The following is a 21580-nucleotide window of genomic DNA, read 5'->3' on the forward strand; positions in this document are numbered from 1 at the left end:
CCGTGATCGGGATCAGGCGCTTTCGGCGGCCAGCTCCCGCTTCCATTCGCGGAAGCCCTCCTCGGTGCGGCCGCGCCGCCAGTATCCCGAGATCGAGGCCCATTTCGGCGCGACGCCACGTTCCTTGCGCAGGTAAGGGCGCAGGTGACGCATCACGGACTCGGCCTCGCCGTGCACGAACGCTTGAACCTGTCCCGGCAGCCATTCGGCCGCGCGCACCGCGGCCACCAGCGGCGAGTGTGCCCCGGCGAGGTCGTCGGTGATCCCGTCCGAGGACACACCGCGATGCACCCAGTGCAAGCGCAGGTCGGCAGGCGAGACAAGGGGGATCTCGTCCTCGGTACCGCCCACCTCGACGAACACGAGAGCGGGCGCACCGGTCGGCAACGCTTCGAGCGCGGCCGCGATGGCGGGCAGCGCCGATTCGTCGCCGGCGAGCAGGTACCACTCGGCCGCCGGATCGGGTGCGAACGCACCGCCGGGTCCGTTCAGCCAGAACCGCTCGCCCGGCTCCACCGACCGCGCCCACGGACCGGCGACGCCCTCGTCACCGTGCACCACGAAGTCGATGCTGATCTCTCGCAGCTCGGCGTCGAAGGACCGCACGGTGTAGGTGCGCAGCACGGGCTGGCTCTCCGGGCCGAGCGTCGCCCGCGTCGTGTCGAGGTCGAGCGGCTCGGGGTATTCGACGCCGGGCACCGGAAAGATCAATTTCACATAGGCGTCGGTGAACGAGTTCGGTGTGAATCCGTCCGAAACGGTGCCGACTACCCGCACCAGGTGCGGGGTCAACCACTGCTTGCGGACGACTGTGACGGTGACCGGTATCGGCACGGCTGCTCCCAACTCCTCAGATGCTTGCCGACGGTACCCGCGTCGCGCCGGGAAGTGGGGAGCCCGCTCGCGCCGCTACTCCGACCAGCGCTCCTCGAGCATCGCCGAGACCTGTTCGGCGAAGTCGCCGACCGCGTCGTCACCGGTCATCCTGGCGTCCTCGGCCAGTGCCGACCAACGGTTGATCAGGGCTTCCGAGCGCGGCACCGACAGCCCGTGTTCGCGGGCGGTGGCGATACGGGCGTGGTCGGCGGGCAGGAACCAGTAGGTGGACAGCCAGACCCAGATCAACCGGGCTTCGAGAATTCGTTCGGCCAGGACCGTGTCGTCGGCCAGCGACGGCCAGACGCCGACCACGATCGAGCGCCAGGCCTCGACCATTTCCTTGGCGCGGCTGCGCGAGAGTTCGAAATCGCACAGGCAGCCGGGGAAGGAGACGAGCGCGTAGGCGATGTCGAGCGTGGCGTCGCGGAAACCGCCCCACTCGTAGTCGAGGAACCGCGCGCCTTCCTCGTTCATGATCACGTTGTCGGGGCACAGGTCAGACGGGCTGAACGCGCGATAGCGGCCGCCGGTGAACAGGCGGTTGCCGTGCACGATGCGTTCGGCGATCTCGCCGGGCACCTCGATGCCGAACTCGGCCGCGAGCAGACCGGGAACCTCGGCGATGGCGGCCTGGGCCTGCTGGGCGATCCCGTCGACGCGGTGCACCGAGTCGACCCGACGCATCAGGGCGACGAAGTCGGGTTCGCGACCGACCGTCGCGGCGTGCATCCGGCCGAGCGCCTGCGCGAACGCCATCAGCGAGTTCCGGGTACCGGGCTCCACGCGGGCCTGCAGCACCGAGGTGAGCAGCGCGTTGTCGCCGAGATCGGACAGCACGAGGAGCCGATCGGGGACGCTGTGCGCGATCAGGAAGGCACCGGGACGCTGCTCGCGGCTCAGCGCGGTGGTGAACTGGTAGGACACCGCCTCGCGCAGGAACGCCGCGTCGATACTGGCGACGCCGGGCGCCAAACCACCGGCGCGGCGGTCAGGACTGGAACCGCGCACCTGCTTGACGATCAGCGTGCGCGGCAAGGAAAATGCGTTTTCCGCAACACGCACGCGTAGGACGGTTGTCCTACCACTGCCGCTGAGCTCCATCGGATCACTCAGCTTTACCGGAGCACCCATTCGCTTTGTGAGCAACTGTTGTGCTGCGGACACGACGTCGGCGGCGCGTTCGGCCAATAGTGCGGTCATCGCCTTTCAAGCTACTCGTACCCGGTCACTTCTAGCGAGCGGTTGGACAACCTTTCCGCGTCGTTCGGCGTGTTGGCGCCGAGGTTGCGCGTGTGTGCCTGTTCGCTTGACACATCAGTCGGTCTTCGGGTTTTCTCATCGTGAACTGCTGTGCGCCACACCGCAAACCGGTTGAGTCGAAAGGTCTATCACAGTGACCGACACTCCGTACGCCGCATCGAGCGATTCTCCGGGCGGGTCGCCAGTTCCTGGCGGTGGCGGACAGTTCGCCGGACCCGGGGGCAGACATGAGGGAACCGGGCAACCACCGGCTTCCGGCGCGGGACCGAGCAGACACGGAATGGCCGGTGGCGCAGGCTATCCGCAATTCGAAGGCCCCGGCGCCGCCCAGTACGGGCAGGAGCCGGTCGAGCCGCCACCGCCGATTGCCGGCCATGGCGGGTCGGCACCGCAGTACGGGCCCGCGGGCACCGGTCCCGGTTACGCGGTCCCCCAGGCGAAACCGGAGAATCCGGTGTACGCCGCGGCCCCCGCATCCGGCGTGTCGCCGGGCGGTGGTGGGCAGACGCCCGGTTACTACCATTCGGGAGCACAAGCCCTCGATATCGGCCGTTCGCTGAGCTACGGCTGGGAGCGATTCCGGGCCAATCCTGGTCCGTGGCTCGGCGTCACCGCGGTGGGGGTGTTGATCTATCTCGGCTTCGTCGCCGTCGTCCAGATCGTCCAACCGACATCACCGTTCAGTGTCCTGTTCCTGTTCTTGATGGTGATCGTCGCGCTGTGGCTGTTGCAGGCGGCGATGGTGCGCGGCGCGCTCTACGAAACCGACGGGTACCCACCTGCTTTCGGGTCGTTCTTCCGGTTCGTCAACGCGGGTAATGTCCTGCTGACCTCGCTGCTGGCGTTCACCATCACCCTGCTGCTGTCGTCGCTGTGCCTGGCGCCGGGGGTGATCGCCGGGTTCCTGTGCATGTTCTCGCTGCACTTCGTGATCGATCAGGACTACGGCCCGGTGGAAGCGATCAAGGCGAGCGCGCAGCTGGTGCTGGCGAATCTGTGGGCGTCGCTGCTGCTGGCGCTGACCGTCATGCTGGTCACCGTCGTCGGCGCGGCACTGTGCGGGCTCGGCCTGTTCGTCGCGGGGCCGGTGTGCGTGATCGCGGTGACCTACTCCTATCGGATGCTGACGGCGGGGCCGGTGGCCCGCGTCTGAGGTCAGCGTTCGAGCGCGCTCCGCATGCCGATGGCCCGCTTGAATCGGCCGATCGGGCCCTTGTCGTCGCCCGCCTTCGGCCGCAGCTCGAGCACCAGCACCCCGGCGATCACAATGCCGACCAGGTTCACCGCGAGCTGCCCCGCCGACTCGAACGCCCGGTGCCATTGTCCGAGCGTGGCCGCCACCACCGCGTACCCGGCGGCGGGCACGGTCGTCACCGAGATGAAGACCCCGATCAGGGCCGCCGACTTCGCGGTGACCAGCGACAGCATGCCCGCCGCACCGGCGAGCAAGGCCACGACCAGGGAGAACGGACCGACTTCGTAGATGAAGTCGACGCTGTGCGCGTCGATCACACCCGCGGTGGTGATCCAGCCGAGCTTCTCCCACACGATCGTCGCGCCGAGAGTGACCACCATCGCGATCGGGAACGCCACCGCCAACGCGATCACGGAGCGCCGCGCCAGCCGCCAGTTGCGGCGCACCAGCGCCACCGAGAGCGCTGCCAGGGGACCGAACTCCGGGCCGACCACCATCGCGCCGACGATGGTGACCGGCGAGTTGGTCGCCACACCGATCGCGGCGAGCAGGCAGGCGATGGTCAGGAACGCGACGAAGGTGGCGTTGAGCGAGGATTCCTCGTGGGTTTCCTTGAGCAGTTGCTCCCAGATCACCGCGTCACTCGGATCGCCGGGCGCCGCGCGGACGGCGCGGTCCGCGGCATCGGAGAGCACCGCGGTGACCGGGCCGAGGGTGATTCCGCCGTGCTCGACGATGCCGAGCGACTTCACGTCGGCGAGCACCGTGTTGCCCGCCTCCCGGGCCACGTCGGCCTGGACGAGATCGCCCACGGGGTCGAGCGCGACGCCGCGCATCACCGTCAGGTGGGTGACGCCGGCGTCGGCTTCGAGCATCCGCACCAGCTCGTCGGTCTGCTCGGGCGGGCTGATCACGCGAAGATGTAGCACCGGTGCCCTTCTGATCGGTATCGCCGGTGGCGATACGGGAACTGACCAGAAGGTACCGGGCTATCCTCGATGACCGCTATTTCTCGGCCGGAACAACTTTCGGCGCGGCGGTGGCGTCGCCCTTGGCCTTGACCTCGGGCTTGGCGTCGATGCCCGCTTCCTTACGCTGCTGCGCGGTGATCTGCGCGGGCGCGTCGGTGAGCGGGTCGACACCGCCACCGGTCTTCGGGAACGCGATCACCTCGCGGATCGAGTCCTCGCCGGCCAGCAGCGCGGTGATGCGGTCCCAGCCGAAGGCGATGCCGCCGTGCGGCGGGGCGCCGTAGGCGAACGCGTCGAGCAGGAAGCCGAACTTGTCCTGGGCTTCGGCGTGGTCGATGCCCATCACCGCGAACACGCGTTCCTGCACATCGCGACGGTGGATACGGATAGAACCGCCACCGATCTCGTTGCCGTTGCAGACGATGTCGTAGGCGTAAGCCAGCGCGGCACCGGGGTCGGTGTCGAAGGTGTCCAGGGACTCCGGCTTGGGCGAGGTGAACGCGTGGTGCACCGCGGTCCAGGCCGAGTAGCCGAGGGCGACGTCACCGCTGGCGGTCGCCTCGGCGGTCGGCTCGAACATCGGGGCGTCGACGATCCAGACGAAGGCCCAGGCGTTCGGGTCGATGAGGTCGCACTTGCGGGCGATCTCGCCACGTGCGGCACCGAGCAGGGCACGGCTCGACTTCACCGCACCGGCGGCGAAGAACACGCAGTCGCCCGGCTCGGCGCCGACCTGCTTGGCCAGGCCGTCACGTTCCGCGTCGGTCAGGTTCTTGGCAACCGGACCGCCCAGGGTGCCGTCTTCGTTGATCAGGATGTAGGCCAGGCCCTTGGCGCCACGCTGCTTCGCCCACTCCTGCCAGGCATCGAGCTGACGTCGCGGCTGGCTCGCGCCACCGGGCATCACGACCGCGCCGACGTATTCCGACTGGAACACCCGGAAGGTCGTGTCCTTGAAGTAGTCGGTGAGCTCGGTGATCTCGACGCCGAAACGCAGGTCGGGCTTGTCGGAGCCGTAGCGCCGCATCGACTCCGCGTAGGTCATGTGCGGGATCGGGGTGACGATGTCGTGGCCGACCAGCTTCCACAGCGCGGTCAGGATGTCCTCGGCCAGCAGGATCACATCGTCCTGACGCACGAAGCTCATCTCGATGTCGAGCTGAGTGAACTCCGGCTGACGGTCGGCACGGAAGTCCTCGTCGCGGTAGCAGCGCGCGATCTGGTAGTAGCGCTCGATGCCACCGACCATGAGCAGCTGCTTGAACAGCTGCGGGCTCTGCGGCAGTGCATAGAAGCTGCCCGGCTGCAGGCGCGCGGGAACCAGGAAGTCGCGCGCACCCTCGGGGGTGGAGCGGGTGAGCGTGGGAGTCTCGACCTCGACGAAGTCGTGGCCGGCCAGCACGTTGCGGGCGGCGGCGTTGACCTTGGACCGCAGCCGGATGGCGTGGCCGGGACCTTCGCGGCGCAGGTCGAGGTAGCGGTGCTTGAGGCGGGCCTCGTCGCCGGGGGTCTCGTCGAGCTGGAACGGCAGCGGCGCGCTCTCGTTGAGCACGACCAGTTCCTTGGCGTCGACCTCGATCTGCCCGGTCGGCAGCTCCGGGTTCTCGTTGCCGTCGGGACGCCGTTCCACCACACCGGTGACCTGCACACAGAATTCCGCGCGCAGCTTGTGGGCCTGTTCGGCCGCCTCGCCCTCGCGGAAAACCACCTGCGAGACGCCAGAAGCGTCGCGCAGATCGATGAAGGTCACACCACCGTGGTCACGACGCCTCGCCACCCAGCCGGTGAGGGTGACGGTCTGACCGGCGTGCTCGCCTCGCAGCGAACCAGCCAAGTGGGTGCGCAGCACGGTATTCCTTTCGACAGACTTTCGCGGACTTGTCGCACCGGCGCGGATGTCCGGGTGCACTGCCATCGTAGTGAGACACGGTGCCCGAGTGAAAACCGATATCTACCCGACCGTGTCAAGCTTGTGACACTTGTTCGCCGTCGCTGGTCCCGCCGACGGTGAATCATGCTGTGAGGCAGCCCGACATCCGAGCGAAGGCGAGTACGCGATGACCTTCAACGAAGGTATGCAGATCGATCCCGGCCGGGCTTCCTCGGGTGGCGGACCCGGCACGGGCGGCAAACTCGCCCTCGGCGGCGGCGCGGGCGGCCTGATCCTGTTGGTGATCACCTTGCTCATGGGTGGCGATCCGGGGTCGGTGCTCGGCAACTTCACCGGCGCGCAGGGCGAGCAGCCGCAGCCGGGGACCGCGGGGACGCCGACCCACTGCAAGACCGGCGCCGACGCGAACAAGTACGTCGACTGCCGGGTGGTGGCCACCGCGCAGAGCCTGGACGCGGTGTGGTCGGTGCAGCTGCCCGAACAGACCGGCAAGAGATACGTGCAGCCCGAACTGGTGCTGTTCACCGGTGCCGTGAGCACCGCGTGCGGTAATGCCACCAGTGATGTCGGCCCGTTCTACTGTCCCGCCGACCAGACCGCCTACTTCGACACCGCCTTCTTCCAGGAACTGACCGACCGCTTCGGCGCGAGCGCGGGACCGCTGGCGCAGGAGTACGTGGTCGCGCACGAGGTCGGCCACCACATCCAGAACCAGCTCGGCGATATCGGTAAGGCCCAGCGCGATCCGCAGGGTGCGACCTCGGGTGCGGTGCGCACCGAACTGCAGGCCGACTGCTACGCGGGCATCTGGGCCAACTTCGCCGACAAGCAACCCTCACCGGGCGGCGGGCAGCCCTTCCTGAAGCCCCTGTCCGACAAGGACATTCGCGACGCGCTGTCGGCCGCCAATGCCGTCGGCGACGACCGCATCCAGCGCTCAGCGGGTCGCGGCGTCAATCCCGAGTCATGGACCCACGGGTCATCGGATCAGCGACAGAAATGGTTCCTCGTCGGGTACCGGACCGGGTCGGTGCAGTCCTGCGACACCTATTCCGCGCGTGACCTCGACAACCCGCCCGGGCTACGCTGACCCCCGAACGCGATACCCACGCACTGTCTTTCGATCGAGGGGAACCCATGCGCCCGACCCTGACCGGACTGCTCGTCTGCGCTCTCGCCCTACCCGGCGCGAGCGCACTCGCCCATGCCGATCCGGCGCCACTACCGCTGGTGAGCCTGACCACGATCCCCGACGGCTGGTCGCAGCGCACCGACCTGCGCCCGGTCTTGCAGGTCTTTCCCGATGGCAAGGCGGTGCACATGCCCGATGCCGTGAGCAAGGACCGCAAACCCGAGACCGCGCCCAAGAAGGTGACCGGAAAGGTCGCCCCCGACGTGATCTCGGCCGCGCGCGAGGAGATCAACGCGCTGAAGGACATCGATTTCGGGATGCCGGCAGGTGAAAACAAGGGCACCCAGATCATCGACCTGATGCCCGACGATCCGGCCGACGAAGCCCACCTGGTGATCTACTCCCCCGAGGCGTCCGAAGGCCTCAACCCGGAGCAGAAGGCCGCCCGCAAGCGCTTCACCGACCTCTACAAGAAGCTTGTCGACGCCTTCAAGAGCTGATCGTTCGACGCTGACCCGCAGGGCCTCGCCGGTTTCCACCGGCGAGGCCCTGGTCGGTCAGAACCGGTCTGCGGTCGCGTCCTCGTCGCGTTCGTCCTCGTGGACGGCGCCGATGACATCGGGCGTGGATTCGCCCAGCGGGCCGGTGAGATCGTCGTTGCCGGTGCGGCTCTGGTAGGGCTGCACGGTACGACCGTGTTCTTCCTCGTTGTTGCCACGGCCCGCGCCCGCTCCCGCGCCGCCGCCCATCATGCCGGAGCTACCGCCGGTGCTCGCGGCCGTGGTGGTACCCGAGCCCATCAGACCGGTCATCGCACGGCCCGACGCGGGAACCGCCGCGCCCGGCACGGCCGCCGTGGTCTTCGGCGTGCCCGCGCTCGGCGTGCCACCGGTACTGCCGCCCGCGCCACCGCCCGCGCCACCGCGCGCGGTGCCGAGCGCACCGAGCGAGGCACCGGAGCCACCGCCGCTGCCACCGGAACCACCGGTGCCGAGGCTCGACGGTGTCGTCGAGCCAGCAGTGGTGGTGCCCGCGGTGGTGCTCGCCGCGGTGGTGGAGGAATCGCCGCCGGTGAGGGCTTCCTCTGCCTGGGTGAGCAGCGGTTCGCCGATGTTCTCCGAGGCCGCGGACAGGACTTCGTCAGGCGAGGGCAGGCCGCTCTGGCTGGCGAGTTGCCCGACGACGCCGCTGAGTTCGCCGGTGTAGCCCATCAACTGCCCACGCGTGACGTTCACGACCGACACCGCTTCACCGAGATGCGTGGTGGCCAAGCCGATCAGGGTGGCTTGGGTCGGCGGCAGCATGATGGTCGGCGCGAGCGCGGTGGCCTGGGCCGCGAAGGTGGTGGCGATCGTGGTGAGCTGCGCGTTGCCGGTCTGGACGACAGCGGCTGCCTGCTGGGTGAGCGCGGAGATGTCGATGCCGCGCTGGCTGGTGTCCTGCCCCTGGGTCTGAGCCTGCTGGCTGGCGGTGGTCGCCGCGTCGGCGGCCTCGCCTTCCCACAACTGCTGGACGGTCTTCACCCCACCTTGGGCCAGGCTCATCGCCTGTTCGATGACCGCGGAGGAGCTGCTCAGGATCGCGGTGGGGTCCAGCGAGCTGAAGACTCCGGTACCGAAGCTGCTGAGCAGGTCGAGGAACGGCTGGAACAGGGTGTCGATGCCGGGCAGCGCGGGCAGCGACAGTCCGCTCATCAGCGCGGCGACCGGGTCTTCGGTCAGCGTCGTCGCGGCGGCGGACGTGCTCGCGCCGGAGGTGCTCGCGGCACCGGCGCCCGAGGTACCGGTGAGCGCGGCCTTGGCCTGGTCGAACGCTGTCAGCGCGGCGGCCGACGCGGGCGCCGCGACCTGCGCCACCGTGCCCTGCAAGCCGCTGAGCGCGGACGAGGCATCGTCGGAGACGCCGGACAGGATGTCTTGGGGCTGCATGCCGGTGCCGAGGCCACCGAGCCCACCCAACCCGGCGGGCGACATGCTGCCGTTCTGGGCTTCGTCGGTGATCTTCTGCGCGAGCGTGAAGGCCGCTTCCTCGGTCTCGGCGGCCTCCTCGGGCACCTGCATCAGCGACACATCCAGGATCGCCTGCGAGTCGAGAGGTGCCGCGCCCATCACCGACGCGGCATCAGCATCGGCAGCGGCCATGGCGGCGTCGGGAGCGATGACACCCGCGTCCGAACTCAGCGGCTTCACAGGCCGGCAGCCTGACGTGCGAGTTGGGCGGCATTGTCGATATCGGTCGTCTCGAAGGTCACCGACGACTTGAAGGCCGCGTCGGAGAGTGAGCTGAACTTGGCCGACAGATCGTTGATGTCCTTGGCCTGCAACGCTTGCGCGGCCGCGAACATCGCGAGGTAGTCGGCGCCGATGAGGCCGAACACCGGCGTGGCCGCCGACACGCTGGCAACCAGGTCGATATTGCCCGCCGCGGCGACCTGTGCCGCCACTCCGCCATTGGTCGCCGCGAACGCAGCGACCTCTTCGGTTTGCACCGAGAGATCGGTCATGCGAAATCCCCCAACTCGTCGTGAAAAGTCTGCTCGACAGAAGCGAGCGACGGACGCGAAACTCCCGACGCGACCATCCAACTGCGATTGGCGCCAAATATAGCCGAACTCCCCGACAGTTTTCGAGTCGTGCCACCTTCGATCCGCGTGGTCCACTTTCAAAACTAGAACATGTTCTATATCCTCGGGCACATGAAGGTCGCAGTGACCGGCGCAGCCGGCTACCTCGGTACCAACTTGATCCCTCTGCTCCTCGAGCGCGGCCACGAGGTCGTCGCGATCGACCGCGCAGCCCCTACCACCGCCGATCCGGCCGTGACCTGGGTCGACGGCGACGTGCTCGACCCAGCGTCGATGCGTGCGGCACTGGCGGGCACCGAGGTGGTCTACCACCTCGTCGCGTTGATCACCCTCGCCGAACGCAACGATCTCGCGTGGCGGGTGAACACCGAAGGCGTGCGCGTCACCGCCGAGGCGGCGCTGGAATCGGGTGTGCGCCGGTTCGTGCACACCAGCTCGATCCACGCCTTCGATCAGTATCGGGCAGGCGGACACATCGACGAGACCTCCAGCCGCTCCGACGATCCCGGCCTGCCGGTGTACGACCGGTCGAAATGGTCCGGCGAACTGGCCTTGCGCCCAGTGATCGAGCGTGGGCTCGACGCGGTGATCGTGAATCCGACCGGCGTCTACGGCCCGGTCGATCACCCCGAGCGACTGTCGCGACTGAACACCATCGCCGCCCAGGCGATGCGCGGCAAGGTTCCGGTGATGATCGGCGGTGGCTTCGACCTGGTCGACGTGCGCGACGTCGCGCAGGGCCTGATCCTCGCCGGCGAGAAGGGCCGCACCGGTGAGAACTACCTGCTCGGCGGCGAGATGACCACGATGATCGACTTCTGCCGGATCGCGGCGGCTCGCACCGGCGCCAAAGGTCCACGCTTCGCCGTTCCCGCGAAGGCACTCGGCGCGCTGCTGCCGGTACTCGAGCCGATCAGCAGGCGCCTCGGCTCCGACGTCCTGTCCAAGGCCGCACTCGGCGCGCTGCTCTCGGCGCCGATCGTCGATCACGGCAAGGCCGAACGCGAACTCGGCTACCGTCCTCGCCCGACCGAGGAAACCATCGCCGATCTGGTCGACTTCCTGCGCGCACCGCGCACCGTCTGACCCCGTACACCCCTACGCCGCCACCGCTTCGCGGATGACGTCCGCCGTCGCCTGCTGCCCCGCGGCGTTGGGGTGCACCGGTGTCGCGTTGAGCTGACCCGGCACCGGCGGCTCGACCCACCGCGTCGCGGCATCACGGCAAGCGTCGTGCCCGATGCCCGGGGTGTAGATGTCGACATAGCTCGCGCCGTTGGCTTCGGCCTGTCGCCGCAACGCGGCGTTGAGCTCCTGTTCGACACCCCGCGCATAGGCGATATCGCCGGTGCTGAGCGGGATCTGGGGATAGCAGCGCCCCGATTCGGGCAGTACCGCCGGATATCCGACGACGTACACGCGCGCGTTCGGGGCGAGTGTCGCGATGCGCGCGATGGCGGCACCCATCGCGGGCTCGTTGACCGCGATGTCGTCGCTGAACCGCGACCCCCAGGTGTCGCGGCACGGTGCGCCGACATCGGCGGCATTACCGAGATTGACCGCGATACATGACATGACCATCGTCTGGAACAGATTGTCGTCATTGCCGCCTATCTGATAGGTGACGACCCTGGTCCGTGGCGACAGCGCGTCGAATTGCGGTGGCTGATCGGGATATTGGGCGGTGGTCATGTGCGCGGTGGCTGCCGACGCACAGCTGACATCGGTGAGCTCCCACCCCGTCGCCGCGGCCAGCCGATGCGGATAGTTCGACACCGATCGGGTACACAACGGCGGACTGCCCGGCACCGGTTCGAGCAGCCCCGGCGCGGCGGTGTAGGAATCACCGAGCGCGACATAGGACATCGCGGGCGCCGAGGCGGCACCCGGAAACAGCAGGCCGACGACGAGTTGAGCGACGACCGCGACGAGCAACGGCCTTTCCATCGAACACTTCTTACCTGGACACCGACACCACAGACCGCCGGGCCGAACGGTCCGTCATCAGCCATTTTACCCGCGCCGCGAACGAATGACACCGCCGAAGCCCTGCCCATCCACGGTGGCGGCGCATCAGTGGCTCAGCCAATTGATCGTGCCATCGGCGGAGGGGCCGAGTCACGCTTGACAACGCAGTCGAACGCATGTTCGACTCGTTGGGTGCGGTGGCAAGCCCAGACCCTAGGCGCCGATGACGGCGCATTGCCAGGCCTGACCAGGGCCGGGCTGGTTCGCTCCGTCCGCACCCCCGAGTTCGACGGCATCACCTTCCACGAGGTGCTGTGCAAGAGCGCGCTGAACAAGATGCCCGAGAGCTCCGCTCTGCCCTTCCGCTGGACGATCAACCCCATGCGCGGCTGCTCACACGCCTGCCGCTACTGCTTCGCGCGTGGCAGCCACGAGTATCTCGGCCTCGACGCGGGCGAGGATTTCGATTCCGAGATCGTGGTGAAAACCAATATCGCCGCGGTACTGCGCCGCGAACTCATGCGACGGTCCTGGCAGCGCGAGGCGGTGGCGCTCGGCACGAACACCGACCCGTATCAGCGCGCCGAGGGCCGATACCGCTTGATGCCCGGCATCATCTCCGCACTCGCCGATTCGGGCACCCCCTTCTCCATCCTCACCAAAGGTCCCCTGCTGCGCCGCGATCTCCCGCTGCTCACCGAGGCGGCCCGGCGGGTCGAGGTGAGTGTCGCGGTGTCGATCGCCATCCTCGATCCCGACCTGCACCACAGCCTCGAACCCGGCACGCCCGAACCCCGCGCCCGACTCGACCTGGTCCGCGCACTGGCCGAGGCCGGCTTCACCGTCCACGTCATGGCGGCGCCGATCATCCCCTGTCTCACCGACAGCCGAGCCCACCTCGAGGCCCTGTTCGCGGCGATCGCCGACGCGGGCGCGACCAGCGCCATGGCCTTCCCGATGCACCTGCGCGGCCCCACCCGAGACTGGTTCCTCACCTGGCTCGGCACCGAACACCCCGCACTCATGCGCCGCTACCGCCAGCTGTACGCCCGCGGCGGCAACGTCACCCCTCTCTATCGCGACTGGCTGCGCGACCGCGTGAACCCCCTCCTCGACCACCACGGCCTGCGCCGAATCCAAGGCCCCACCACCCCACCCGCTCCCCCACCCACACCGCAGGACGCGCAGCTCGCCCTCTTCGGCTGACCCGGGTTCGACCACAGCGCCGTCCGCGAACGGCGAGGCTCAGCCGAGTGCGGCGACCTCGGAATCGGTGAGCACCACCGGCGAGACACTGTCCCTGCCGCGCACCGACTGCACGGCGTTGTACAGCGGGCGTTCGTCGAGACCGGCGTCGCGGGCCTCGGCACGCAACTGCCGCACGAGCACTTCCGAGATCGCGATGGCGGCGACGAGTTCGCTGGCGGCGAGCGCGTCGGCGAGTTTGCGCAAGCCGAGTAGGTGCAGTTCGCGGCCGCTGCCCACGTCGGTGTACATCGCCAGTGGCACCAACTGGGTGTCGCCGCCCGCGGTGACCCGCAAGACGATGCGGCTGAGCCGGGCCGGGTACACCAGCAGGTGCACGCCGGTGGCGTCGACGAGGTCGACAGTGTGTTCACCGAACAGCCGGTGTGCGCGGATCACGGTGCCGCTCAACCACATTCGCCGACGCTGGAACGCGAACACATAGCCGATGGTCGGGACCGCGACCACCAGTCCGATGAGGATCGCGTACGGCCAGCTCAGCCATACCGCCGACAGCAACCCCGCCCCGACGCCGACGCCGAACGCGGCCAGCGCGAGCCTGCGCAACATCGGCGCGAACACCTCGGGCGCCACCAGGTCGATACCGACCGGTTCCGTCGCCGCCGACTGCCCGGACTGCCCGTCCACGAGTGCCTCTCCACCCCCACCGGCCCGCCCGGCGTGAGGCGCGGTCAGATTACCGCGCCCCACCGGCCGCAGCAGCCGAGCGCGGAGTCGGTGATCCAACTCCGCGCTCGATAACGCCGCGCCGCGCGGCCACCCGGACAGCGGTTCGATCGCCCAGCGCCGAGCCGACTACCCGAGTTCCTCGCGCAGCACCGCGACTACGCCGTCGAGCGGGACGGACCGCTGCTCGCCCGTCGCCATCTCCTTGACGCCGATCGTGTTCTCGGCGAGATCGCGATCGCCGAGCACAAGGGTGTACTTCGCCCCCGAACGGTCGGCGCCCTTCATCGCGCCCTTCATCCCACGTCCGCCGTAGGCCAGGTCGACACTGATGTCGGCAGCGCGCAGCTCGCCGGCCAGCGTGACCAGCTTCGCTTTGGCAGCGTCACCGAGCGCGACGCCGTAGACCTGGCAGCGCGCCGGATCGGCCGCCGACTTGCCCTCCGCCGCGAGTGCCAGCACGGTCCGGTCGACACCGATCCCGAAACCGATGCCCGACAGCGGCTGTCCGCCGAGTTCGGCCATCAATCCGTCGTAGCGCCCACCGCCACCGATGCCCGACTGCGCGCCGAGCTGATCGTGCACGAATTCGAACGTGGTCTTGGTGTAGTAGTCCAGGCCGCGCACCATGCGCGGGTTCACCACATACGGCACCCCGAGCGCGTCGAGGTGGGCAAGCACCTGCTCGAAGTGGGCCTTCGCCGACTCCGAGAGGTGGTCGATCATCAGCGGCGCGTTCGCGGTCAGCTCGCGAACTTCGGGACGCTTGTCGTCGAGCACGCGCAGCGGGTTGATCAGCGCGCGGCGCTGGGTTTCCTCGTCGAGGGGCAGCCCGAGGAGGAACTCTTGGAGCAGTTCGCGGTACTGCGGACGGCACGTCTCGTCGCCGAGTGAGGTGATCTCGAGCCGGAATCCGTCCAAGCCCAGCGAGCGGAAACCGGCGTCGGCGATCGCGATGACCTCGGCGTCCAGTGCCGGATCGTCGATGCCGATGGCTTCTATGCCGACCTGCTGCAGCTGTCGGTAGCGACCGGCCTGCGGGCGCTCGTACCGGAAGAACGGTCCGGCGTAGCAGAGCTTCACCGGCAGCTGACCGCTCTTGTCCAGACCGTGCTGGATCACCGCGCGCATCACGCCCGCGGTGCCTTCGGGACGCAGGGTGAAGCTTTCCCCGTTGCGGTCGGCGAAGGTCCACATCTCCTTGCTGACCACGTCGGTCGACTCGCCGACACCCCGTGCGAACAGGGTGGTCTGTTCGAATACCGGCAGCTCGACATGCCCGTACCCCGCGAGGCGGGCGGCGTGGATCAAGCCGTCGCGTACGGCGACGAACTCGGCCGAACCGGGCGGCAGGTAGTCGGGGACCCCCTTCGGGGCGGTGAAGCTGCTGGTCTTGGTCACGATGGTCCAGTTTTCCCCACGGGCGCCCCCCGCGTCCAACCGGTTACCCTCTAGACGAACCTGACGACACGGGAGGAACGCGGTAGTGCCGAGTAACGAACAGCGACGGGCGGCGGCCAAGCGCAAGCTGGAGCGCCAGCTGGTACGACGGGCCGAGCAGGAGAAGAAGCGCAAGCGCTTGACGATCGCGGGCTCGGTACTGGGTGTGATAGTCGTCGCGGCCGCCGCGACCGGCGTGTATTTCCTCACCAGGGGCGACGACGACGCGGCGACGAACGCCGAGACGTCCTCGGCCGTGCCGACCACCCAGTTCGTCAACACTCCCCTGGACATCCCCGGTCCGCCGCCCCCCGCGGCCAAGCCCGCGACCGTCGACTGCAGCTACCCGGTGGGCCAGGAGCCCCCCGCGAAGCCCGTTACCGCGCCCGCCACGACATCGGTCGCCACCGATGGTCCCGAGGTGAAGGTCGCGATCGATTCCACGCAGGGGCCGATCGGTTTGTCGCTCAACAGCGCACAGGCACCGTGCACGGTCAACTCGCTGGTGAGCCTGGCCCAGCAGGGCTACTTCGACAAGACCAGCTGCCACCGCATCGTGGCAACGCCGGGCTTCGGCATCCTGCAGTGCGGTGACCCGACGGCCACCGGCAAGGGCGGCCCCGGCTACAGCTTCGACAACGAGTACCCGACCGACCTGTTCGCCGCCGAGGACCCGGCACTGCAGCAGCCGGTGAACTACAAGCGCGGCCTGGTCGCCATGGCCAACGCGGGCACCTCGCCCGAGGGCAAGGGCACCAACGGAAGTCAGTTCTTCCTGGTCTTCGGCGACACCCAGCTGCCGCCGAACTACACCATCTTCGGCACGATCGACGAGGCCGGACTCGCCACCTTGGACAAGGTCGCGGGCGGCGGCGTCAAGGGTGGCGCGGAAGACGGTGGACCCGCCATCCCGATCTCGTTCAACTCTGTCAAGGTGGGCTGACACCGCTTTTCTCGACGACGAAACGGACCGGACACGCTCGCGTGTCCGGTCCGTTTCCGGTTTTCGGGCCCCGACGTGCGAAGAAGATCATCAGAGGCTAGGCAACCCTTCGATCAATTCGGCCCGCAACCCGCCCACCCGCATTTTCTCCGCCGTCACCGGACCCGCCGGACATCACACTGTGTCCTTCGCGCGGTAGGCTCAGATGTCCACTTCCACAGCAGCATCGGGGAGCAGTCATGGCGGAACTCGACGACATCGGCAGCGAAACGGCGTCCATGATGCGCACCATGCTGCAGATGGCCACCCTGGTCGCCCTCAAGTCGCGTGAACACGGTCAGAAAGACGCCGAGTCACGCGCGAAGGCGATCGAGGCCAAGATGAAGGAAGCCCGGGAGCTGCAGATCCGCGAGGCGCGCGATCTCAAGGCCAAGGATCCACGCAATATCGAACTCGTGCAGATGATGTCGGTGGGTTCGCGCACGGTGGAATCACGCGGTGTGGAATCGCGCGGCATCAGCCTCAACAAGGAGTCGGGTTCCCCCTTCGCGTCGAGCGCCACCGGGAGCTCGAGCAACGTCGGACAGGCAGCGGCCTACGACTCCACCGAGCGGCGCGCGGCGATCGCGGCACATCTGCAGCGGGCGGGCGTTGCCCCGGAGCTGAGCCAAGTGCGCATGCTGGTCGAGATGGGCCACGGAATCTCGCCGGATGAGGCGATCCGTCTGCGCGACGCAGCAACCCGGACCCCCCAGGTGCGGGCACGTGGCCTGGAACGCGGAATCGAACTCGGAATCGAACGCGGGGTCGAACGCGGCCGCTGACCTCGGCGGTCCCGGACGGGTGCCGCCGAGGTCGGGTTCAGGTCATGCGCCGCGGGCATCTCCCTTGTCCCACAGCCCGTTCTCCGGCTCGGTCCATAGATCCAAGTCCGGTTTCTTCAACGGCAACGAGGAGAGCATTTCCTTGTGTCCGTTGCGCACACTGCAGTACTTGAACGGCCCACGCGGGTCGAACAGCTTGGTCATATGCGGGTCGGCATGTTCGAGGAACCACACACTGATGCCCGGGCCGCCCTTCATCCGATAGTGCTCCCACGCCTGCCACAACGCATCCAAGCGCACGGCGGCCTCCGGGTGGCGCCACCATTCGGGGCACCACACCGTGTCACTGATATCGGTGACCTGACGCTGGTAGAGCTGGCTCAAATATTCGCCGACGAACTCGGTCACACCGGCATAGACCCGTCCCTGCTTGCCTGTACCCGAAATATCTTCGCTCACAGCGGCTTGACCTCCTCGACTTCACCGATTTCGTCCGGCGGAATGGATTTCGCGAGCGTAGGCGACCCGAACAGGTCGTCGATGCGCGTCTTGCGTGTCGGATCGTTGTACGCGATCGATTCCTTGACCGCGTCGGCATATTTCGATTCCCACCACGGCACCGTCCGCACGAGCACTGCGGGCTGGCCGGAGGTGAAGACGATGGCGCGACCACGTGGCAACGTCGCCAGGCCCTGCGCGGTGAACGTCACCGATGACGAGAGCGAGCGCGAATAGCTTTTGCTGTTGCCCGACTGCGACATCGACGACGAGATCGAGTCGTACTCGCCGATGGCCTCGGAGCGGTCGCGCAGAAAGGCCATATCGTCGACACCACTGCCGAGCACCTTGATGTTGGCGGCCGACCACAGCGCGTTCATTCCGTCCTCCCCCCAGCAGCGCGCACCCTGTGCCCACGACTGCAGCACGGTCATCACCACAATGCCGCGCGAGCCGAAGTGGCTGTACTGCTTGGGCAGATCCTTCCAGCGCACCACGTTGGCCGCTTCATCGAGCACAGCCAGCAGTGGGATCGGCAACCGCCCACCGGAGGACTGCGACGCTTTGCGCGTGGCCACGTCGATGACGGCCTCGGTGAGCGCGCTGACCAGCGGGGCGGCCGACCCACGCCCCTCGAGCGACAGGCAATACAGCGTGCCGTTGCGCTCGATGAACTCGAGCTCGTCGAATTGTCTGCGAGTTTCGTTGCCCGGGGTGATCCAGGGATGCACATTCGACAATTGCAGGCAGCGGATCATCTTCTTGGCGTACCCGAAGATACCGCTCTTGGTGCGCTGTTCGGCGTTGTACTGCATGGCCAGGCCGGAGGCGGTGAAGTGGTGGCCCACATCACGCAGATGTTGGATCGGCTCGGTGTCCTGCGGATTGGTCACCCACTCCCACACCTGCGTAATCGGTTTTCCCGCGATCGCGGCCGCGAGGAAGAGCGCCGCGAGCAGATCCTCGGCCTCCGGGCCGAAAAAGCTGTCACTGTCGTCGGCACTGGCGCCAGTCTCCGCGTCGGCGAAATGGCCGGCCAACCGCGCCGCCCGCATCTCGCAGCCTTCGGTGCGGTGGTTGACCCATGCCAGCGGATCCCAGAACCACGTGGGTCGTTCACCGGCTACGCCCTGCGGGTCGAACACGAAGGTGCGACTGCCCTTGGCTTCCTGCACATCACGGGTCGCGTCGACAACGTCACGCTTATTCGATGTCGCCAGTACCGGGCCGATCGCGGAGAGGATCGCCGGAATTACTCGTGAGGATGACTTGCCCTGACGTGGGCCCCAAATATCGAGGTGAAGGTCTTCATAAGAGCCGTAGAGCTGGGATCCGTCCGCGACCGCGATACCGATAGGCACACCGGGTGAATCGTTGGTGCCCAGCTTCATTCCGAGGTCAGCCGCCTTCTCCCGGACCCCGGCCTCGGTGATCGACCCGATCGCACTGCCACTACCCATGTGGTCGGCTTTGTCGTCGATCGCCAACCGCCCCGCGACCGCCCGCTTCTTCAACCGCTTGCGGATCACCACATAGGCGATGGCCGTCGCGATCACCAACAGCACGATCACCGTCGACGCGCGCGGCCAGTGCAGCTTGCCCCGCGCCAGATCGGCCACCACCGCAATCGGGTTGGCCGGAATGCTCTGCGGCACAACCGCCAGCGCGTTGCCCAGGTGCAGGGCGGCGGCGAGGGTGAACAGCGCCGCGAAGCCGAACACGATCATGATCAGCGTTGTGTCGGGTCCGACCGCGGCCGGATCCGTCACCTTCTTCTTCGCCACGGGTGCCTCCTTGTGTGGACGTGGTTGGTGGTCAGCGGAACGCGTCGAGGCGCCAGCCTTGCGGCGTCTGCACCACGGTCGCGATGACCGTGCTCGGCGGTAGGGCTTCGGTGCGTCCGTTCGGGTAGACGACCGTTTGTTCGATGCCGATCTTGTACTGCGCCACGGTGGGATCGGCGCTCGCGGGCGCCGGCTCCCCCGAGGCGAAGGTGAACGCCTCCACGTGCGCTTTCGCCTTCGCCCAGTCGGCCCACTGCAGCGACGGTTTCGGGGTTTCGGTGGCGCCGATCGAACTGTCCAGCATACGTATCATGCTGGGCCCCAGCCATTCTCGCGCGCGCTGCAGCGAGGATCCCGGTTGCTCGGTCGCGGGGTTCCAGGTGTAGACCTCGCGCACGGCGACGACCGCGACCCCGTCGGGAGTGGTCGGGTCGACCGCGGCTTCGAGCAGGCGGGTGGTGGGGGTGGTCTCGGGCCGCGTCGGCTCGGCGTCGCCACCGCAGGCGGGAACCGAGAACAGGACCATCACGAGCATCACCGCCCCGGTTGTGCGGATTCGTGTTCTCTCCCACCAGGTTATCGCTGGTCGCGCGCTCACAACACCCTCCTCGCCCGTGCGTCGCCGGGCACCGCCACCTCGGCGACACCCCCGCCGCCGCGGTTGCTCGTCGGCGGTACCGCCTGGATCACCTGACCGTTACCCGCGTAGATCCCGACCTGGGTCGGCCCCTGCCGTCCGAAGCCGCTGAACACCAGATCACCGGCCGCCGCCTTCGCGATCGGTACCTCCCGCCCGGCCTCCCATTGCTGTTCGGCGGTGCGCGGCAACGTGACCGCGCCCGAGGAGGCGGCGAACACCGCCGCGGCGGTCAGTCCCGGCCCGTCGAAACCGCCACCGCTCGGTCCCTGCACGCCGCCGCCACCCCATACGTACGGTGTGCCGAGCCAGTCGTGGGCGGCCTCGACGACCTGTTCGCCGCCGGACCCCTGCCCGGGGGTGAATCGGCCTTGCGCGCCGGGCGCCCGGTACTGCGGTTCCATCGACAAGATGTTGGTGACGTAGGGCCTGGTCTCGGAATAGTGCGCCGCATACTGATTGGGCATGCCACCGGAGGACAGCACCGCGCCCTCACCGGCGTTGTATCCGGCCAGGGTGAGTGCGGTCAGATCGCCCGAGACGCGCCCCGCGGCCAGCCACCCGGCGATCTTGTGGGCGATCGAGCACATGTAGCGGGCCTGGCCGATGATCGCGTCGCCGTCGTCCCACACGCTGGCCGAACCGTTGCCGTCGGCATCGATGACGTAGGGCTGACCGTCGTCGGGATTGATACTCGCCGCCGTGCCCGGGAGGAACTGGGCCAAGCCCTGGGCACCAGCGGGCGAGGTGAGTCCGCGCCGGAATCCCGACTCCTGCTTGGCCTGGGCGGCCAGCAGCGACGACGAGATCTCCGGGCATACGGTCCCCGCGCGGCGATACCAGATCTCGAGTTCGGCGGGCACCTTCCCGTCGGCCAGTGCCCCACCGGCACTACCGAATCCACGCACACAGTTCGGATCGCTCGAAAATGCCCGCGCGCCACCGACATCCGGGGTCGGTGCGCCGTCGAGCCACGGCATCGGGTCGATCTGACGGCCGCCGGTGAACCGGCCACCGGGCACGATCTCGAAATGCAGGTGCGGGCCACTGGATTCGCCCGCCGAACCGACCATCCCGATCGGCTGACCCGCGGTCACCGTCTGGCCGGTGCGCACTCTGACGCCCGCGTCCCACATGTGGCCGTAGACCGCGGAGTAGGCGCGACCGTTGGTGTCGACCGAATCCACGACGATCCAGTTGCCGAAACCCGAAGCGGCACCGGCGGCGACGACGCGGCCATCGGAGACCGAGTAGATCGTGGTGCCGTCGGTGGCGGCCATATCGATGCCCTTGTGATCGCCGCCGCGCGAACCGAACACATCGGAGATGGTGAATGTGCCGATCTCGAGCGGCAGCGTGCGCCGCAGCGGACCGACGCCGGCCGCCAGCACCGGAGTGCCGGTGACCGCCGGATTCGAGGTAGGTGCGGCAGCACTGGTCGCACCCGCGCGATGGTCACCGCCCAGTTGGGGCAGTGTGGGCACCGACGATCCGACCAGCACATCGCCGGTCTCGCAGGTCTCGTCCGAAGACGGCAGCACGATCACCAGCACCAGCGCCACCAATCCGACGACCGAGCCGAGCGAGGTCATCATGATCGTGCGGAAGTTCACCGGCCGCCTCCCCGGGTACCGCGCCGGGC

At 68.1% G+C, this 21580-nt stretch carries 20 protein-coding genes; 7 read left to right on the forward strand and 13 right to left on the reverse strand.

All coding sequences use genetic code 11. The features are described from left to right. Positions 1-12 precede the first annotated feature (12 nt). Both ACFXKN_RS03685 and ACFXKN_RS03690 read right to left on the reverse strand, forming a co-directional pair. On the reverse strand, positions 13-834 hold the full coding sequence (locus tag ACFXKN_RS03685) for a siderophore-interacting protein (RefSeq protein ID WP_378945422.1): 822 nt from the start codon (positions 832-834) through the stop codon (positions 13-15). A 75-nt stretch (positions 835-909) separates the two neighbouring features. Beyond that, a complete protein-coding gene (locus tag ACFXKN_RS03690) occupies positions 910-2079 on the reverse strand; it encodes a phosphotransferase family protein (protein WP_378945419.1) in 1170 nt (389 codons plus the stop codon). 340 nt (positions 2080-2419) lie between these two features. Between ACFXKN_RS03690 and ACFXKN_RS03695 the strand changes: the two genes are divergently transcribed. Continuing rightward, entirely contained in the window at positions 2420-3292 is an 873-nt protein-coding gene (locus ACFXKN_RS03695; protein ID WP_378945416.1) for a hypothetical protein, read from the forward strand. A gap of 2 nt (positions 3293-3294) precedes the next feature. Here ACFXKN_RS03695 and ACFXKN_RS03700 read toward each other — a convergent pair whose 3' ends face one another. Together ACFXKN_RS03700 and aspS are read right to left on the reverse strand one after the other, a co-directional pair. Continuing rightward, positions 3295-4263, reverse strand: a complete 969-nt coding sequence (locus ACFXKN_RS03700; RefSeq protein WP_378945413.1) for a DUF389 domain-containing protein — start codon at positions 4261-4263, stop codon at positions 3295-3297. A 76-nt stretch (positions 4264-4339) separates the two neighbouring features. Beyond that, entirely contained in the window at positions 4340-6154 is a 1815-nt protein-coding gene (gene aspS / locus ACFXKN_RS03705; RefSeq protein WP_378945410.1) for an aspartate--tRNA ligase, read from the reverse strand. A 208-nt stretch (positions 6155-6362) separates the two neighbouring features. On the opposite strand from aspS, the gene ACFXKN_RS03710 reads away from it, so the two are divergent. Continuing rightward, the gene (locus ACFXKN_RS03710) at positions 6363-7286 is read left to right on the forward strand and encodes a neutral zinc metallopeptidase (RefSeq protein WP_378945407.1); all 924 of its coding nucleotides are present in this window, start codon (positions 6363-6365) and stop codon (positions 7284-7286) included. Positions 7287-7333: 47 nt separating this feature from the next. Then, the gene (locus ACFXKN_RS03715) at positions 7334-7828 is read left to right on the forward strand and encodes a hypothetical protein (RefSeq protein ID WP_378945404.1); all 495 of its coding nucleotides are present in this window, start codon (positions 7334-7336) and stop codon (positions 7826-7828) included. 57 nt (positions 7829-7885) lie between these two features. Here the strand turns inward: ACFXKN_RS03715 and ACFXKN_RS03720 are convergent, their stop codons facing one another. Both ACFXKN_RS03720 and ACFXKN_RS03725 read right to left on the reverse strand, forming a co-directional pair. Continuing rightward, positions 7886-9517: a hypothetical protein gene (locus ACFXKN_RS03720; RefSeq protein ID WP_378945401.1), complete on the reverse strand. Its 1632-nt coding sequence runs from the start codon at positions 9515-9517 to the stop codon at positions 7886-7888. Then, positions 9514-9831, reverse strand: a complete 318-nt coding sequence (locus ACFXKN_RS03725) for a type VII secretion target (RefSeq protein WP_378945397.1) — start codon at positions 9829-9831, stop codon at positions 9514-9516. Before ACFXKN_RS03725 ends, ACFXKN_RS03720 begins: the two co-directional genes overlap by 4 nt. Before the next feature lie 192 nt (positions 9832-10023). Here ACFXKN_RS03725 and ACFXKN_RS03730 point away from each other — a divergent pair, with 192 nt between their 5' ends. Then, positions 10024-10998, forward strand: coding sequence for an NAD-dependent epimerase/dehydratase family protein (locus ACFXKN_RS03730; RefSeq protein WP_378945393.1), 975 nt, complete (start codon positions 10024-10026; stop codon positions 10996-10998). Positions 10999-11010: 12 nt separating this feature from the next. Here ACFXKN_RS03730 and ACFXKN_RS03735 read toward each other — a convergent pair whose 3' ends face one another. Continuing rightward, positions 11011-11859, reverse strand: a complete 849-nt coding sequence (locus tag ACFXKN_RS03735) for an SGNH/GDSL hydrolase family protein (protein ID WP_378945387.1) — start codon at positions 11857-11859, stop codon at positions 11011-11013. A 213-nt stretch (positions 11860-12072) separates the two neighbouring features. Between ACFXKN_RS03735 and ACFXKN_RS03740 the strand changes: the two genes are divergently transcribed. Then, a complete protein-coding gene (locus ACFXKN_RS03740) occupies positions 12073-13086 on the forward strand; it encodes an Rv2578c family radical SAM protein (RefSeq protein WP_378945383.1) in 1014 nt (337 codons plus the stop codon). A 39-nt stretch (positions 13087-13125) separates the two neighbouring features. On the opposite strand, the gene ACFXKN_RS03745 is transcribed toward ACFXKN_RS03740, so the two are convergent. Then, positions 13126-13773 carry a hypothetical protein gene (locus ACFXKN_RS03745; protein ID WP_379432295.1) on the reverse strand — a complete coding sequence of 216 codons (648 nt, stop codon included), beginning with the start codon at positions 13771-13773 and terminating at the stop codon, positions 13126-13128. A 168-nt stretch (positions 13774-13941) separates the two neighbouring features. Then, positions 13942-15213, reverse strand: a complete 1272-nt coding sequence (gene hisS / locus ACFXKN_RS03750) for a histidine--tRNA ligase (protein WP_378945376.1) — start codon at positions 15211-15213, stop codon at positions 13942-13944. A gap of 85 nt (positions 15214-15298) precedes the next feature. Between hisS and ACFXKN_RS03755 the strand changes: the two genes are divergently transcribed. Beyond that, positions 15299-16195 (forward strand): peptidylprolyl isomerase, encoded by an 897-nt coding sequence (locus ACFXKN_RS03755; RefSeq protein WP_378945373.1) that lies wholly within the window; start codon positions 15299-15301, stop codon positions 16193-16195. A 239-nt stretch (positions 16196-16434) separates the two neighbouring features. Beyond that, positions 16435-17019 carry a hypothetical protein gene (locus tag ACFXKN_RS03760; protein ID WP_379432296.1) on the forward strand — a complete coding sequence of 195 codons (585 nt, stop codon included), beginning with the start codon at positions 16435-16437 and terminating at the stop codon, positions 17017-17019. 42 nt (positions 17020-17061) lie between these two features. Here the strand turns inward: ACFXKN_RS03760 and ACFXKN_RS03765 are convergent, their stop codons facing one another. The 4 genes from ACFXKN_RS03765 to ACFXKN_RS03780 are packed head-to-tail and all read right to left on the reverse strand — an operon-like array spanning position 17062 to position 21551. Beyond that, positions 17062-17478: a DUF4913 domain-containing protein gene (locus ACFXKN_RS03765; protein ID WP_378945367.1), complete on the reverse strand. Its 417-nt coding sequence runs from the start codon at positions 17476-17478 to the stop codon at positions 17062-17064. Beyond that, on the reverse strand, positions 17475-19301 hold the full coding sequence (locus tag ACFXKN_RS03770) for a type IV secretory system conjugative DNA transfer family protein (protein WP_378945363.1): 1827 nt from the start codon (positions 19299-19301) through the stop codon (positions 17475-17477). The genes ACFXKN_RS03765 and ACFXKN_RS03770 overlap by 4 nt, the downstream gene beginning before the upstream one ends. A gap of 31 nt (positions 19302-19332) precedes the next feature. Beyond that, positions 19333-19899, reverse strand: coding sequence for a hypothetical protein (locus ACFXKN_RS03775; protein ID WP_378945360.1), 567 nt, complete (start codon positions 19897-19899; stop codon positions 19333-19335). Continuing rightward, a complete protein-coding gene (locus ACFXKN_RS03780; RefSeq protein ID WP_379432297.1) occupies positions 19896-21551 on the reverse strand; it encodes a peptidoglycan DD-metalloendopeptidase family protein in 1656 nt (551 codons plus the stop codon). Before ACFXKN_RS03780 ends, ACFXKN_RS03775 begins: the two co-directional genes overlap by 4 nt. Between the last annotated feature and the right edge of the window lie 29 nt (positions 21552-21580).

Source organism: Nocardia sp. NPDC059195 (assembly GCF_042754695.1).
Lineage (GTDB): Bacteria > Actinomycetota > Actinomycetes > Mycobacteriales > Mycobacteriaceae > Nocardia.